This is a genomic window from Acinetobacter soli (genome assembly GCF_018139125.1).
In the GTDB taxonomy this organism is placed as follows: domain Bacteria; phylum Pseudomonadota; class Gammaproteobacteria; order Pseudomonadales; family Moraxellaceae; genus Acinetobacter; species Acinetobacter soli.
This window is the reverse complement of record NZ_CP073242.1, coordinates 43,170-61,196: the sequence shown is the minus strand read 5'-3', so window position 1 is coordinate 61,196 and position 18,027 is coordinate 43,170. Positions and strand designations below refer to the sequence as shown.

Sequence of the window (18,027 nt, the reverse complement as noted above, 5' to 3'; positions counted from 1 at the left end):
CAAATTTAATAATTCTTCTTCAGGTTCGCTATGACTACTCATGATTTAAACGAAAAAATTAAATGGATCGACTTATCACAAGCTGGTGTATATCTCGATGTACGGCGTGTTGGCCAGACGGATAGCCAATTACTCTTATTGGACGTTCAAAAAAAACTATCTAAAGAAAATTTGAATAACATTGGTTTTACACCGATGAAGTTTGAGGCTTATCCTCACTTTGACGGTCACTTGTATCAATACAATTTGAATGAAACGATCAAACCAAGACTGTTTCATGAAGTTTTGGGTATTCCAAAAGAATTTATCCGTAGTGTGCTTGCGACTCGCCAAGAATTGCATGATTTGTTCAATGCCCAAGCAAAAACATTGGTGCCACAACGATTGAACGTTGCGTTGAATAGTGCAACTCCACTCGGTTATAACTCTGATGGCAACAAAATCTATGCTTCAGCTCATAACCGTTTTTACGTGAATGCCCAAGGTACGCAAATACCTGAAGGTCCTAATGATCAGCCGTCTAGTCTGTACTTACGTGCGACCAAGCAAAAAGATTTAAAAGAATGCTTAAGAGGCTATATCTATCAATTAGAACATGAAACAAAGAGCCATAATCACCAGGACTTTTTAAAGTTTTTAGCTCTAATCACGCAAGCCAAAAATGCTGACGTTGATGTATCCAAGGTAACAGATAAACAGATCCATACTGCAGAAGAAGCGCTTGAAACAGTGATGGTCGAAAAGTTAGGTGAGCTTGATTTTACTGAGAGCTCATTTAAAACGAGTTTAGCGTTATACAATCGCATGCCGACTAAGACCATGCGAAACAATACGATTCGTATGTTACAGCAATATTCGACTCCAATCCCGATGTCACTTGTGGCTCAGCGCTTATTGATTGAGGGTGATAACCGAACAAAACAAAACTTTTCCGTGCTCGAGCCAACTGTGGGTAATGGATCTTTAATCGGTTTATTAACCCAAGAGCGTAATGCTTCTGTCTATGCGGTTGAGTTAGATCCCAAACGTGCTGAACGTACAAAAGCACTGACTCAAAATTATGAATGCACGGTTGTTACTGCAGATGCTACACAAATTGATTTTGAGCAAACGTTTAAGCAAAAAGTTGACTATGTGATTGCCAACCCTCCTTTTGGTGCTATGGATAAATTAGAACGTGTTGCACCAATTTTGGTTCAACAGCGTAACGGCGTAGATCCAAACCCATTATTGGTAGATCCATCAGAAAACGTCTGGTTCAGTACGGATAAATTGGACCATGCCATTCTGGTTAAATCACTAAACGCACGAAACGATCAAGGGCGTTCAGTTTTCATTATTGGCTCAGATAAACAGATTTCAGATGGTACGGTTGAGCGTAAATCAAAGAATTTACTCAATTATCTCTATAAGCATTATGAAGTTGAGGCGGTTGTAGAAATCCACGGCAATGCATATGCACGAAACGGCGCTAATCAAAATGTTCGTATGTTGGTGGTAGGCAATCGTAAAAATGAACAAGCGTTACTACAAACTTACCAATCTTCTGTGGTACCAGATAAGTTGAAAGTCATAACGGACTATGACGAACTTTGGGGATGGGCTAATAACGTAATCTATAAACGTTTGAATCCGAATAAGGATCTATACTTCAAGCCAACTACTCCGACTCCAGTTGAGCAACAAGCACAACAAGCACCAGTGGTTGAACCTGTTGTTGAGGTTAAGCCTGTTGAAAAAGAAAATGACGATTTGTTTGCTAGTCTAGGTGATGAACAGCCTGTTTCGCCACTTGAAGATATTGCATCAAGTGTAACGCCTACGTCTGCAGTCACTATGTTTGATGAAGTCGTGGTCGCTAAAGAAGAAGAGATTAAGCAAGAGGAAGCTGTCAAACCAAAACCGATGTTTGGTCGTAAACCTAAATCAAAACCGAATAAAGTTTCTTTTGACTTCGGAACCGTTGAAGTTAGTACGCAAACAACCAGTTCAGATGATGATGTACCTACACCAACTGAAGCTACACCAACGTTTGAAAATGAAAATGACAATGATTTCGTGCCTGAGGTAAAGAATCCGCACGAGAACCAAAATCAGGATGAAGACCTTGACGATGACGTTAATCTTCAAGTAGGTGATACCACGGCGACCAATGAGGGTGAAACACCTGAACAAACACCAGCTGAAGAACCAGCGGTAGAGCAAGTAAAACAGGAACCGGGTTTAACTGCTGAAGAGATTGCTAAGTTAAATTCTGAATTAGCGATCGGTACTGAGCAAAAAGAAGAAGAACCGACTGTTGAATCTGACCAATCAAATTTACAGCCGATTGTTCCTGTTCCTAATGCTGAAAACACAACAGAACCAACTCCGGAAAATATATACCAAGTTAAGTATATACCGATGTCCATGGCATCTGAGCCAATTGCTTTAGTGGCTAAAAACCAGATTAAAGCGATTAATCAGGCAAATGCTCAATTGACTAAACACATCCAAAATGTATTAGGTTTTGGGGGTATCAATTTCCAAGCTGAAGTCGATAATGGTAACTACCCTACTCTTGTTGATGCCTATGTCGCTAAGAAATTGCAATATGACAATTTTGATGCACTAAAGTCCGCTTTTGCATGTGAACAGGTCGATGCGGTTGCCCATATCATTTTACGTTTTGACCAAAACTTACCTGTGCTTATTGGCGACCAGACGGGTTTAGGTAAAGGTCGTATTGCAGCTGCGTGTTTACGATATAGTGCGTTAAGAGGAAAGCCCCCTGTTTTCCTTACAGATACAACGCAACTCTTGAACGACATTTGGCGTGATATTGTTGCTACAGACAGTGACAAGTTCTTTAAAGATCCGTTTATCTTTAACTCGGATGCTGTGATTAACCGCTTTGGTACTGAAGAGGTTTTATTCACTGGCCAAGATCTGCCTAAGGAAATTGAAGATATTCCAGCGCAACATGACTTGGTATTGGCAACGTATAGCCAATTTAACCGACCAAACCGTAAACGTGCGTTATTGACTCGTTTTATTAATCAAGACACTGTTTTGGTGATGGATGAAACGCACCGTGCAGCATCCTTGAAATCAGCTACAAGTCAATTTTTCTTAGATGTTATTGATCAGACCAACCTAATTAATTTCCAGTCTGCATCGGCAATTAAGAAACCTGAAAATCTTGAATTCTTCCATAAATTGTTCCCTCGATCCGTATCTCGTAATGACTTACAAAAGGTTATCGATAATGCAGATGGTCCAATTTTGGAGTTTATTTCTGAAGGTTTGGTAGATAGCTCTGCAATGATTCGTAGAGAGCAAGATCTCTCGCACATTACCATTCAAACCTTTGTGCCAACTGAAGAGGAAATTAAGAAATTTCACAATTACTCAGATGTTCTTTCTGACATCTTGACGGACATGGTGAAATTTTCTAAAGACATTCGCCTCGATGCGCTAGAAAACATTGCCAATGATGATGATGCTGTTGCCAATTTAGACTTTCATCAGGATTCAGACGATCCGAAAAACCGTTTAAGTTTGAGTGTGATGAACTTTGGATCTCGAATGTACCAGATCCAAAAGCAATTCCTATTGGCATTGAAAACTGACTCTACAAGTGATGCTGTGATTCAGGCGTTACATGAGGGTAGAAAGCCCGTGATTGGTTTGGAAAATACGGGTGAGAGTCTATTCAACATTTTGATGCAAAGTCGCATGGAAGCGATTTTAAAAGCAGATACGGCGCAAGACGTTACCGCTGATTCGCCTGAAAAAGAAAAAGCGTTTAATAACTTCAAGTCGGTATCGTCAGAAATTGAATTTCTTGAAAGTGAGCTTCAAAAACTCATGATCAAAGAAAACCGTGACGCTGGCGATGAAAAAGCAGCGAAAAATATTCAAAAGGAATTGACTAAGCTTGAAGATAAGCGCGGTAGCTATCTGCAAAGTCAAATTTCTGTTTTAGATGAACTCCCACAATTCCGTGACTTGCTTGAAGTGATGTTAGATCGCATCGATGTGGTGAAAGCTGAAGATAACTACGGTAACTCGTTCGTTAAGAAGCTCAGTACGGAAGTGACATTTAATGAAAACGGCGATCCAGTGGTAAGTCCGTATAAAATCATTTTGGATCGTATCAAAGAAAAGATTCAAAAGTTCCCTGACCTACCTTTGATGCCTTTGGACGTACTACGTAACAAGGTGACAAAAGCTGGCTTCAAGATTGATGAAATCTCTGGCCGTCAGATCCACTTAACGGAAACAAGAGACGGCAAATGGAAGGTTAATAAACAAGAGAACAATACGACACAAGGTAAGATTTTGGTTCAATCAAAATTCCAATCTGGTGAAATCGATGTTGTTATTGTGACTCGCTCTGGTTGTACGGGTATTTCTCTACATGCAGCCAAAAACCCTGATCCTACAATTCCATCGGATCACTTGCGCCAACGTGAGTTGTTTTTCTTGCAAAAACCTGAGAACTCTACCGATACGATTCAGATGATCGGTCGTGTGGGTCGCCGTGGTGAAGAATCACATCCGATTATGACGACAGTAGATTCGGGTATTCCAGCAGAAACACGTATGCACTTAATGATGATGCGTAAACTGTCTACCCTATCAGCGAACGTCTCTGCCAACTCAGAAACCAAGTTTAACGAAAACGATTATCCTGACATGCTCAACTACATTGGCAACCGGGTAGCGTTGGACTATTTAAAAAATAACGTAAACTTGGCGAACACACTTGATATTGATATTTCGGATGATGAAAAAGGACCATCATATCGCACGGCGCAAAACTATCATGTGAACCAGTTGCTATCTAAACTGATTTTGATGCCGATTAGTCAGCAAGAACAGGTTTATCAAGACTTGGTTGTTGACTATAACGATAAGATCCGTGAATTAGACTTGTTGGGTCGTAACCCTCTCAAGACCAACTTTTTAGACTGGAAAGCTAAAAAAGTCCGTGAGTTTGAAGTGAAGGACAACTTCTTTACCGTGACTTCAGAAACAGAAGCAGCCAAGATCAATACCTTTGATCTACCTGTGCGTTTTGAAGGTCTGCAATACATTGAACATGTTGAGCCATTACGTGCTGACAATCTAAAACTCATGTTCAAAGAAAGTGATGATTATCTGGTGCGTCAATTTAAACGTATCAATGAAAACATCAATGAAACGGTACACGGACTACTACACTATGCCTATAACTTTGAGGCATTGATGTACCAAAAATATGAAGGCTTTGCTAAGCAAAAGTTATTTTTCAAAAATGGGCAAATGCGTGGTGAAGTGATTCGTGATTATCGACACGAAGTATTTGATCATTTCGGTGTTGTTGAAGCCAATGTAAAACACATTGATGATATTCAATTTCGTAAACCTGATGATCACTCTGCAGATGCTTTTGAAAAAGTAGCTGAAGCGGTTTATCTTGCCAATGATCCTATTTTGACCTCTAACTTTGATCGCATGTATCGAATTGTTCAGGATCTAAAATTCTTGGCTCGTTCTATGGAAAGGAACGAAAAAGAAGGTCATTCAGCGCATGGGTTATTGTTCCTTATCTCAAAACCTAGTCTTTTTGATGATGAAGTGACGCCAGATCACAAAACAGGTGCTTTGCTACGTCTAGACCTACCGCCGTTACGTGTAGGTGCAATCACACCGAATGCGGTTAAGCTTGATTTGGTTTACCCTGGTGATAAGAAGTCGTTTAAAGTTCCACTGATCAATTACACCATGCAAAATGCCAAGCAAGACTTGGATTGGGTAGCTCCAGTGAGTGAAAAAGGACGTATTATCCTAAAACGCTTCAATCCTGAATTTTATTCTTATGCTGATGTGAATAGACGTCATGTTGAGGATCGTCAACCCTTGGTGAACTTATTTACTGAACAAAACAATTATTCCCGTTATACGCGTACCTATTTTGAGAAAGCGCCGTCTGGTGATGTCACACGACAAGCGATTACCTTAACGGGCAATATGTTCAAGGCACATAAGATTGTCAGCTCACTAGATCTACGACATTCAACCGTTATATTTACCGATGCTGATGGTATGCGTAACCGTGCGTTATTATTGCCATCAAATACACCAACTGACTTGTTTGAAAGCTCTCTTGAAAACCAAGTGACGTTTAAGCAAGTTAAAGAGATTGCGAACTTCTTTAATCAATTGCCTGTAAACATTGATTTCAACCGCAATAACTATGTGGGTACTAAGGTTAATTTCCCGTACAAGAAAGCAAGTATTGAGTTCTACTACAACGGGTCAGACTGCTTTAATGTGACGGTGAAATCTGTTGCAAAACAGTTCAATCGCTTTATGTCGAATACCAACGTATTCCATGATCCTAAAGGCGGTAAAACAGATGAATCGTTGAACATCCACTTTACTGAGCCAGGCCGTAATGAGTTTAGATTTGCGCTTGATCTCAAGGATGTTGAACGCTTTGTTGACGAGCTGGACAGTACAACCAAAATTGAAGCTGCCTTTTTGGATTTAAAATCTAAGCTTCCTGATGGTAATGATTACTTTTTAAATGAAATTAACCGTATGCTTAATCCTCCAGAAGAGCCAGCTTATAAGGCTGAGTTACCTAAGGGTAAAACCTTAGATAACGATCAAGAAATCCAGCAATTATCTTTCTAAAACCCTCCCTTAAAAGGTATATACCAGACCATACGTGAATAACAATTACGTGTGGTCTAGTTCGTATATACCATGTATCATATCCGTGACGATCACATTGACGTTTTAAAAAACAAATACAGGTATTTTATGTGCAACTCTAATCCCTTAGAGGAATCTTCTAATAACTCAGATTTAGTGGATTTTGACAGTGAATTAGACATCACAACTGGTTTTAATTCTGACTTTAAAGAAGACTTTATTTGGAATGTTGATACAGATTCTAAAAAGGACTCTTAAAACCAGGAAGGCCACCTGTCATAAGGATCAAATATGGACCAAAGCCCTAAACAAGATAATTTTGACGAGCAAACACTTGATCAACTGCAAGACGGCCAATCATTAACTTTCAATGAGGGCCTGGAACAGTGGGATGATTTAAGTTTGGACGGCGTGGAATTTCAATCCATCCAGCCTACGCCACAACAAAACAATGTTGCACAAGATCAATCGCAACAATACCAGTCTGAACCATATCCCAATGATCCCCTATCTGAACCTCCATTAATGGAAGAACCGCCAGTCATGCAAGATGATGGGTATCAAAATAATCAGTATGATCAGTATGAACAATATGATCAGCCTATGGGCGGTAACTCTGTACCTCCTGGGCACCCAGATTATGATTACGCTCCCCCTCTTGAAGATACTCGGTTGAACGATGATGAACCGATGTTTTTTGACGAAGGTGATTATGAGCGTAGTAGTTACCCGAATTACGAGAATGAACGGTCCATCATTCCTGAAAACACGTTTGATCTTTCCGCTGTCACTGTCAATGATTTAGCTGAACTTGATCCTGTTCTGATTGGTAAAGTATTTGATGCACTTGAGCAAAGAGATCCAGCCAGTCAATTAGAATTCTTTGCAGACATCGGGCTTGATCTGCAGAATGATGATGATCTTAAGTTTATTGCGGATCTGAATAAAATCCAGACTAAAAACGCACTGGACCAAGGATTAGGCAATATTGCTGAAAATAACAGTTCATTGCCAGTTGAAGACCGTGTTTATACAACTGCAGACTCTAAATTATACCTATCAGACAATGATCCTGATTTCCTCCTTTCCAAAGAAGAGAATCCATTTGAAGCCGTTCAAGTGGCTGAAAAAACCCTATTTAACTTTGAGACAAAATCTTTTATCACTCAGCCCTACTATGGTTTAAGCCTGAAGGGTGCAACTAAAGAAAATGCCCTCAACTTCCTGAGTAATCGTCAATTCGCGATTGAAGGCCTGATTAACCAAAACCAAGTCGTGCGTGAAGCAAAACAGCAGATCTACAACGAAGTTACGGGTGCACCGAATACCTATTTTTCAGGTGAATTAACCGATAAAAACCAAATTAACGCATTGATGCGCCAAGTGCGTGACTTTTGCTTAATTCGTGGGATTGAAGCTGAAGAACTTGGCTTAGTGCCAAAATCTATCGTCATGGATCAATGGCGTGTGAATAGCGACCATACAGCTGCTCGACTTGAACAACTTGAGATTCACTATCTTGAATTCAATACGGACACGTTAACCAAGGAAGTAATTCAGTTATTAGAAACCCGTGAACATAGCGACCAGTTACAAGCTGCTCTACTTTTGAAAGAACATAAAGAAAATCAGAAGACTAAAGAGACAGTAAAGGAAGATGTTGAATCAGCTGATCCGAATGCACCAAAAGGTACACCAAAGAGCACATTAAACATTGCTGGTGGTCCACAAGACAAAGCAAGTTTGGCTGCAAGTAGCGTTGCCTCTAAAAGCTTTAAGGATATGCGAAATGAGGAAGGTAACGAACGTCCTCCTTTAGCGCGTGAAAATAGCCACGGCCATCCACGAACGGTCGCTGATGAACTCGCTGCGCTCAGTGCAAAAATGATTGCAGTCATGATTGAACTGGTTAAGAAAACAATCAAGTTGATCATTGCAGCGATTATGGCCATGTTCAACAAGAACAAAAGCCTTGATAACCTGAAAAACATTTGGGATAAACCAATCAATCCTGATGTTACCGTTAAAAGTAACCATCCAGACGCACAACAACCCGAACAGCTTGCCAATACAGCCGATAAATCAAAATTGACTGAACTTGGTAAGAATGCCGATATTTTAAAACCGATCTCTAAAGAGCAAATGTTGCCTCTTTTAAACGATCCATATACCACTCAACTGAATAAAGACCGTGACGGCGTTACCTTAGAAGAATTCGATCTAAATGTCGGTAAAGTCTATGCCATTGACGGTGAACAATACATCGTGATTGATGTAGTCGGTAAGGATTCTGTCGAAGGTGTTGAATCCTCTACCCCATTTATCAAACTAGTTAAAGAAGCAGATTTACCGCCTCAAGTGGAAGGTAGCGATGCACCTACCCCGATTACGCCGTTCTATTTAGAAGCGATTGAAGACAAAGTAACGTTTCTCTCAATTGAAGAACTGCATGAAGGCATTAAGTCTGAAAAGATCCATGAGTTTGAAGGTCGCTTTTTTGAACCCATTTGTTCTCAGTACTTAGAACAAGCACGTATGTTCCTTGGTGCCGAATATCCATTAGGGCAAGATCCAGAACAAATGACTGAAGAAGCCAAAGCTTCATACAAAGATCAGTTTATTCAACGTGCCTATCAATCAGGTCAAATAATTTCGGATCAAGTAAAGAAAGTCAAATCTAAACTTTCAAACCTTTTGGGTAAGTTTAAAGGCAATACTGCAGAACAGTCGGCAACTCAATCAGCACCGCAAAGCCAAGACCAAAACAATGACGGTAAACCAATGAACCCTTATGACAGTATTTATGTTGATCATGATTCTGACTTAGAAGCATTCTTTAAAGACCGTCACAACAATGTTTCTTATGCTGAAATTGAACAGTTTGTCGGTATGGTTTATGAAGATGAAACAACCCAAACCAATATGGTTGTTTTGGATATAGCTTCCGATAATCTGGATAAACGTGCGATCGTTGTGCCTCTTTCGGTGATTGAAGATCTCGAAAATATCACTGAACAAGATGTGCTTTATCTTAAAGACATCGTGAATGAATCCTCTACCGTTCCACTGTATGAGCTGGAGTCTGTCGAGCCGATAGACGAGTTAAATGCGCTTGGTAAATTTTCAAGTGAATATTTAGACAAGCTCAAAGCCGATACCATCAACAATACTGCAGAACAGACTAATACTTATGCCAGATCTGCCGAACGTGAACTTGAACTTTCAAAAATGATTTTGGAAGGCAAGCTCAGTGTTGTAGGTGCCATGGTGAAAACGGATTACGGTCAATTCGTGGTACTGACTTCAGATTCGGAAGGTCATAAATCAATTGCACCCGAATACAACGCCGTGGCCATTACTAACCTTGATCGTCAAATTACCACGGAAGATATTATTAATGCCGGTATTACAACGATACCGCGTAAAGATATTTTAGAGTGGAATACTGTCACGGCGCTCAATGAAGAATCTGCCAATCAGGTGACTTATTTAGATCCTGAAGTTTACCAGGCAGTAAGTAATGCAATTCATCAAAATCGCGAAAAAGAATTGATTCAAACTTTGAGTACGTTACAACCCTCTGCAGCACTCAATAGCATCGGTTCAAAAATCATTACGCAAGATGGCAATACATATATTGGTCTATGCGCCAAAGATGATGGCAAATCAGGCGAGTACTACGCCGTAAAAGCTCCAGATAATCAACTCTCCCCGATTGGCGCAAGCTATATCAATGATGTTGGTGTTGAAGTCATTAGCCGTAGTCAAATTGCTGAATTTCAGAATGCGGAAAATAATCAGCAACAACTAATCAGCCATGATGTGTTTGTTACATTGCTAAATGCAGTCAATAACAGCAATGAACAAGAAGTACTTCACCTCTTCTCTAACTTGGACCAGGTGAAACAACAAATTAAAGATTCGTTATTCAGCGAAAAGGAAAGTGAAAAAGTGATTGAACAAAATCAATTTATTGAACAACTGAAAAACAATAACCTTGTGAAAGCCGATCACATTAACGCGCTTAATCAAATTGCTGATCAGATTCAAAATACGCAACTGAAAAATGTTGTTAAAGGTATGGCCTCAACCGTTGTTGCGCCTGAAAACTCTCAAAACGAGATGTATGTTCAAAGCTTTCTACATCTCAACCAACGCCTAGACACGTTACAACAAGATTTAAAGCTTCAAGCAGCATCAAATCTTATGAATGCTGAATATAAGCAACTTTTTGAATGTATGGATGATCATCTAGTACTACCTACTGCGTATGGTGATGCCAAGTTTGTAAACCTTAATAGTGTTGAGCCTCGTATTGTTGAATTTAGAAACTCGGCTGAAACAGGTCAAATCTTTGACAGCTTCAACGCCGTGATTGCCGAAACAGGAAACGTGGAAATTGCGCTTCAGCACTTAAAGCAAGAGATCTTAACCGATCACTATATCGCTGCGATTCATGAGGATGTGAAGTTACACCGTCTAGAACAGCAAGACATGGAAAAAATCAAAGAAGTGAATCAGATCCTTGAAGCTGATTTTGATAAAACTGGCCTACGCTTAGAAGCGCTCCAAGATGGTTTGAATCTCAATACTAAAAACTACTTAGACCAAGTAAAGCTTGAGAAAAATACGACATCTCAATTTTTGAGTGACCTTGATAAGCATATAGATTTAGAAGTCGCACGTAGAAACGATCATGACAATGATCAAACATTGGGGCGTTAATCATGGATTTCTATAAAAACGTAACTGGCGACATCGATGCGATGATTGCTTTTGATAAAATCTTAGGTGGTTTTGGTCAAAATACAGTGAATACCACGCGTGAGCGTGTTCAAACCAACTCTAAGCATGAAAAGGTAGAGCGTGAGATTGAAGGTGCCAGTCCGTACCTTAAAAGCGATTATGAGCTATTTGTCGAGCATCACAATATGTTGATGCAAGAGTATCGGGCAACTCAGCTACATTTACGCAACATCTTAGAAAAGAAAAATGAGGTTAAAAGCATTCAAAAGCTTGCGGATCTCTGCGAACGGCACCAGTGCTCCAACATCGCTCAATTATTCGTTGAGAAAAATGAAGATGAATATGTATTGCAATGCTTTCAAGACTTTCAGCAAGACTTAGAAAACAATAATGCTCTCCGAAAAGACTTTAATCACTTTTCAGACTCGTTTGAAGCCTACCGATACAATATGGAGATCTGTAATAAGCTTTCTGGTATCGATCAGCCGTTTACCCTTGAACGTCCGAATGACAGACAGTTGAATTTCGTTATCCATAGTCATGAAAATATCAATAAAACATTGTTGGACTATCAGGCGAAGATCATTGAGCAACAAACAACTGTAGACCAGCTCAAGCAAGATGCTTCCTATACTGCCCTATTTCCGATCGCAACCAATGATAAGAACATGTTCTCAATTGCAGCGACCGAAGTTTATGTAGAACAGTCACCAAAATATCAAGACTATCTTAAGGTCATTAAAAATGAGCTTAAGAACATAAACGAAACGGGTAAAAATACGTTTAGTCAGCATTACAAAGATACTATTACGCAAAGCAATCTTGAAAACGTTAAAACTAAAGAAAGCGCTTCAACTTATAGCAATGGGTTTTAATTAATTTTAAATAAAAACATTTAGGGTGTTTTAAGATAGAATCTAAATACCCTTTAATGGAGTTAAACATGATTCAAACTAAAATCACTGAACCGACAAGAACGCCGTTTAATCCTCATGGTTTTGCAGATGCAACGCCTTTACATGCGTTTTACTTGGAATTATTAGAAAAGGGATTAATCCATAAAGCTCTTGAAGAAGGTAATTTGGAATTTGAAAACCAAAACTTGTTCATGACGATCGATTGGGAATCAATAGACGTTCAAATGGATGCTTATACGTTTGATGTGAAATTAGATATTGTATGTGGCGTCATACTTGATGAACAAAAAGTCACGAATAGCATTCAAGTGTTTATTAATGAGCAAACTTTGTTTATAGCTTCAGCTAAAACCTTTAACCCTAAATCTGGTCTAACGCAAAGTCTTAACTTTGATATTCCTTTACGTGTTTTAAGTCAAATGGGCTATTACGCCCTACCTCTCAAAGAGGACTAAATCGTGGGAATGAGCATAGAAAGCCAAAACATAGCATTGTCTCAAGAGCCTACAACCTTTGTACCAGAAGCTTTTGTACACTCTATTAACTACTTTTGTCAGACCTTAGAGAACACTTTTCATTTTGATAAGCGTTCACTCAATTTCTTTGAACCAGGTACACCAAAAGAATACGGCTTGTATCTTACTGAACAGCATTGCCTTGTTTTTTTGAATGCTTGCAGTAGTGGCTATCTTGGCGAAACACGCAAAGTTACCAGCTTCACCGCTTTTGTGCTTTTAAATCAAAAAAATAATGAATCTGAAATGCTCGACATCACGTTAAACGATCCAAAACGTGTAGAGGAACATTTCAAAACTGCGTCTAAAGATCAGATCAATATTTACTTAAAGAACGTGCATGAATTAAGTAATTTTCTGAAAAATAAGTACTCGGATTCAGGTTTTTTAAAAGATATTGTGACTGAGGAAGGTTTTTCTAAAACCCTAAAGCCATCGGTTTTACAGGAATGCTTAAAAGAGGAAGTAGAGCTAATTAATACTTTAATGTGTTTGGTTAGTACTCAGTTTATATATATTACGACAGCTATTATTTTTAAGCGTCCTATTTTAAAAGAATTCATAAAACTATGTTTAACCAATGAGAAGTATATACTACAATATGGTGAAGAATGGTATTATGATTCTATATATAAGTTCGCTAAAAGGATATATGAGTTAAAACACCTTATAGCTACCTTATATTTAAGTAGTGAAGCTGTAGTAAAAGATGTTGTAGTGCTTTGCGAACTTGCTTCTAAAAAACATTAATCATAACTCTTTTAAAGGGCTAGATATGCGTAACAATCACAAGAAAGCTAAAAGGCTACAACAAGTTCGGGGCAAGACTTTAAGGACTAACCCTAATCTACAAAATGTTAAGCCAGCTTTTAAAACTAAAAGTGCTTTAAGCATTTTTGTTGCTACCGTTATTGGGTGTTCAAGTGCTATTGCAGTTCAACAAAGTTCCGTTGCTTCTGTTACCAGTAATACTCAAAACATGGGTAACTTAAACATCGCAACATCATCGACCATTGCAAGTAGCTCTGGTGGTGATACGCCTTTGTCGAATTCAAATAGCGGATATTATTCGTCTACCAGTTCTAATTCGTCATTCAACTCTACTGCTGCTGAAAACAACTTCATGGCGGTTAAAAAAGGTGAACAAGCAGCTGCTCAAAACATTCAAACCAATATTGAATCATGTGCAACTGATGGGATCGGTAAAGTCGTTAAAGACAACTTAGATCTACAAATGACGGTTTGGGGTCGTCCAATCGATATTAACAAAATGTTCAGTCCAGCTAGTCAAGGTGGCTGTTTTGCTGACATCGGTAAAATCATTGACCTTTCTGTGACTATTCCATCACTTGATACAATCATCAATGCAGCGCAACAAATGGTTGTCGATTACGCGACTAAAAAAGCGTGTGACGCAATGAAAACTGCAAGTACTGAACTTGTTGGCCCATTGAATGATGTTATAGGTGAAATCAACAAAGCTGGTCAATATACTGATGTATCGGGTGCGCTTGGTACTGCTGTGAATGGTCAACTTGGTAAACTTGATCCTGGTCTAGTTATGCCTAGCGGTGCTTTTGAGGGTGGAGATACTTATACAATCAATGGTAGTAGCTCGACTAGTCCAGTTTCTTATTCAACTGATCAAAAAGCCAGTACTAGCACACCGTCTAACGCAAAAACTTCAAGTTCAGAATCTACTTCTGTCACCCAATCAATTAAAGACTTTTTCTCTTAAGTTGGGGGTGGTATGAAAAATAGAAATAATCTGCGTAAAAGAAGAATTACTGTTAATCAGTTTTCACCTGTTAAAGCAATTGCGGTGGGTACTTTAACGGTTGGTCTATTATCCGTACCACTTTTTACCAATGCTTTTAGTCTTGGCACTATCCTTTCTGAGCTTGCAATACAAGCTCAGCAATTGATGGTACGTTCTGCTGTGCGTGTATCTACTCAACAAACAGCGGTCAGTGCAAATCAAATTGTTGATAACCAAACGCGTGATTCAGAAATGATCGTTGCTGGTATTCAAAGTGTCGATAAAAATATTGAGATCAAAAAAGCGATTTTAAATTCTGGTACGAATGCTGCCCTCCCTGATTCAGCTTTTTGTACGGCTCTTGAAGAACGTGAACAAACCGATCTCAATAGAAACTTAAAAGACTTTAACGTTTCTAAATACATGCAAGATGTTTCAGGGAAACTTTTCTCAAATTCAACAGATGAAGCAACCTCACCATATGCGTTTCACTTGGCGACCTCGTGTGGCGTAGAAGAAGCAAAAATGGGTGTCTGTAATTTGATTCCAAATGGTCTGCAGTATGGCGACATTGATACTGCTTTTGTTTTTTCTCGTTCTCGACTTTCTGAACAGCAAGCGACTGTTGCATTGAACTACTCGTCAATTGCATCTAACAACGTTGTTCCAGTCGGATTGATGGAATGCTCTTCATCAACTTGCGTTGATTTTCAAAATAAATACATGGCTGGAAGTACTCTTTCATCACTGGCTAACTATTCGGTGGCTAATAATGTGATGCAACGCACTACACCAAACTCCAATGCTTCAGCCAAATTCTTTGAGTAATGACTATGAGAAAGCGTAAAAATACTTTAAGACAGCCTAAAGGAAAATCAAAGTTTGTACCTGTCATTTTAGGTGCAACTTTGGTGATTAGTAGTCCTGTTTTTGCTGAATGGGCTACGGTTGGTTTGGGTACGATTATGAGCGAGATGTCTTCTCAGATTCCTAAGCATGCAAGCAACCAAGCAAATGATATTCAACAAGTATCTCAAAGTACCCGTAGAAAGTTAGATGATTCGACTGAAAACATCGTTGCAGCGCTTAAAGTTGCGGTGAAGCAAAAGGCGCAAGCTGCTAACCAAATTACCGATGCGACAACTAAAAACACCCAAACTATTGCCTCTGGTATTCAAGCGCTTTTACAGTCAGATACCATGAAAAAAGCACAATTTGCTTATGGCGCCAATACTGGTCAAGGCTTTAAGTCTTGTGAGGTTTTGGCTGAAAATACAAATATGTCGAGTGCATCTGGTCAAGTGATTGATCAAGCAGCTGATATGGCGACTCAAACTTCTCAAGTCGGCGGTAAATTAGTTGGCTCTCAACAGGAAGTGATTAATCAACGCCTAAACGTGCATAAAGCTGAATTCTGTACGGTTGCTGAAGCACAAGCTGGTCAATGTACGTTGTCTAAATTACCGGGTGGCGATACCAATGCTTCCCTACTGTTTAAGTCTGTTGCACCTGGTTCAAAAGAAGCTCTTGCAAGACATTACGTGCGTGAAAACATTTTAGGTACACCAGATAAATCATTGTCTAATGCAACGGCACGTACTCCAGCTGGTCGAGATTATTTGCAAGCAACAAACCAAAAAACAGCTTTACTTGCTATGCCAGCGTATAGCTTGGCGGTTATTGACGCGCAAAATACAAAATCATTCAAAGATATTGACGGCAAAATGGTGTCTGCCAACGATTTGATCGACCAAACAATCGCACGTTACTACGGTGGTCCTGAAGCTAAAAAATGGCAAATGGCGATGGCGATGCAAGATCCACGCGGTCTACTTAAAGAAGCCAATATCATTAACGGTGTTTCTGTTTATTTAGATCTTCAAACTTACAAGCAAAGTTTGCGTGAAGAAGGTTTATTGTCTGCATTACTTTTAGCGAAATCTCAGCCGATAAAAGATGATGTGAAAACGAAATACGGCCAGTCAGTGAAAGTTAAGCTTTCACAAACTATGCCTCAATTTTAAGGAGACTAAATAATGCGTACTCCGAAAAGAACATCACGTAAAGTTATGAAAGCGCCACAAGCGCACGGCTCTCGTTCAAAAATTAGTGCACTCGGTTTAACCCTCGCCATTATTAGCGGTTCTGCATCTGCTTATTACTGTGCTTCCGTGGGCAACCCGATGGCAGTAAATACCTTGAATATGCTTATTCAACAGGCTGATGCGGTGGAAAGCGCTGCGTTACGTGCGTTGGACACAAACTTATCTTTGGGCATTAAAAAGCAACAAGATGATGTGACGGCAGCGATTAAGATCCTGACGAAACAAGAGGCTGTATCTGCTCAAGGTATTTCAGATAACGCACATAAAAACGCACAAAGTCTTGTAACGGCGTACCAAGCTGTTAAACAAAGTGAGCAAATGAAAAAAGCTCAATTTGAGTTTGGTGCACATGGCCAAGCATTTAAAGCGTGTGAAGTTTTAGGCGATCGTGAACAAGCTCAACAAGACAATAAATCTGCTGATAGTTCAATTTTAAATAAAGTTGGCTCTGAAGTGGTTGCTGCGCCTGGTGTCTACATGAACCCTCACAAAGCACAAGAAGCTATGTTACAAGCTCATAATGAGTTTTGTACCACTTCTCAGGCTGCGTCTGGACTATGTGGTGCTGCTGGTGAAAATGCTGGTCTAAGTTTACAAGCTTCAACTTTATTCACGACTGCAGCGCCAGACACGGCGATGGCTCGTGCTCAAAATGCATTGATCAACAACATGGTTGGTCTACCTGATGCTCCAATTGACGGTAGAATTGCGAAAACATCTGCTGGTCAAGATTATGTGATGGCTAAACTGGCGAAAGATGCTTTAACTTCTCCAGCAATTACCTCTTTGAAAGCAATTCAAGCGCAATACTCCCCTGTTGCTGGTGGTGGTACCAATAGTCATGATTCAAGTACCAAACTTGCACCGATGCAACACTTGGAAAAAAGTGTCTCTCGTTATTTAGGTTCAGGGCAAGATTACAAAGACTTTGCTAAATCACAAGCGATTAAAGATGAACGTGGTTTGATGGTCGATGGTTTAATTCAAAGTACTGAACGCTTGAACTTGCAATATCAACAATACAAGTCAAATGAACGTAAAGAAGCGGTATTGGCTGCGCTAGTTTCTGCTGAAAGCAAATTAACTGACGGCTCAATTGAAGTGACTGATCGTTCTAAGTCTACGGGTAACATTCGTAGGATTGCACTTTCACAAGCAATGGCAAGTAAATAGCCTGATTTTTTCATTATCAGGCTGATAATGAAAAAAACTTAAAAAAAAGGGATGGTTTTAAGCCATCCCTTTCTTTGTTTAAAACCCTTTTAGATAGTTTCTTTATATAAATTCTCTTATAATCT

Annotated in this window: 9 protein-coding genes; all 9 read left to right on the top strand. The window is 39.4% G+C overall.

All coding sequences use genetic code 11. The features are described from left to right. The first annotated feature begins 30 nt into the window (after positions 1-30). Positions 31-6,666 carry a strawberry notch C-terminal domain-containing protein gene (locus KCV09_RS15525; RefSeq protein WP_099143553.1) on the top strand — a complete coding sequence of 2,212 codons (6,636 nt, stop codon included), beginning with the start codon at positions 31-33 and terminating at the stop codon, positions 6,664-6,666. A gap of 312 nt (positions 6,667-6,978) precedes the next feature. Further along, on the top strand, positions 6,979-11,412 hold the full coding sequence (locus KCV09_RS15520) for a hypothetical protein (RefSeq protein WP_212515818.1): 4,434 nt from the start codon (positions 6,979-6,981) through the stop codon (positions 11,410-11,412). Between the two features lie 2 nt (positions 11,413-11,414). Further along, positions 11,415-12,308 (top strand): hypothetical protein, encoded by an 894-nt coding sequence (locus tag KCV09_RS15515; RefSeq protein ID WP_032055064.1) that lies wholly within the window; start codon positions 11,415-11,417, stop codon positions 12,306-12,308. Positions 12,309-12,376: 68 nt separating this feature from the next. Further along, complete coding sequence (locus KCV09_RS15510; RefSeq protein ID WP_005028693.1) at positions 12,377-12,805, top strand: hypothetical protein; 429 nt, start codon at positions 12,377-12,379, stop codon at positions 12,803-12,805. 9 nt (positions 12,806-12,814) lie between these two features. Then, positions 12,815-13,615, top strand: coding sequence for a hypothetical protein (locus KCV09_RS15505; RefSeq protein WP_024160804.1), 801 nt, complete (start codon positions 12,815-12,817; stop codon positions 13,613-13,615). Positions 13,616-13,640: 25 nt separating this feature from the next. Next, entirely contained in the window at positions 13,641-14,603 is a 963-nt protein-coding gene (locus tag KCV09_RS15500; protein WP_005028689.1) for a hypothetical protein, read from the top strand. Between the two features lie 12 nt (positions 14,604-14,615). Further along, a complete protein-coding gene (locus KCV09_RS15495; RefSeq protein ID WP_005028686.1) occupies positions 14,616-15,452 on the top strand; it encodes a hypothetical protein in 837 nt (278 codons plus the stop codon). A 5-nt stretch (positions 15,453-15,457) separates the two neighbouring features. Continuing rightward, positions 15,458-16,648 (top strand): hypothetical protein, encoded by a 1,191-nt coding sequence (locus tag KCV09_RS15490; protein ID WP_005028684.1) that lies wholly within the window; start codon positions 15,458-15,460, stop codon positions 16,646-16,648. 12 nt (positions 16,649-16,660) lie between these two features. After that, positions 16,661-17,902 (top strand): hypothetical protein, encoded by a 1,242-nt coding sequence (locus tag KCV09_RS15485; protein ID WP_005028681.1) that lies wholly within the window; start codon positions 16,661-16,663, stop codon positions 17,900-17,902. Positions 17,903-18,027 lie beyond the last annotated feature (125 nt).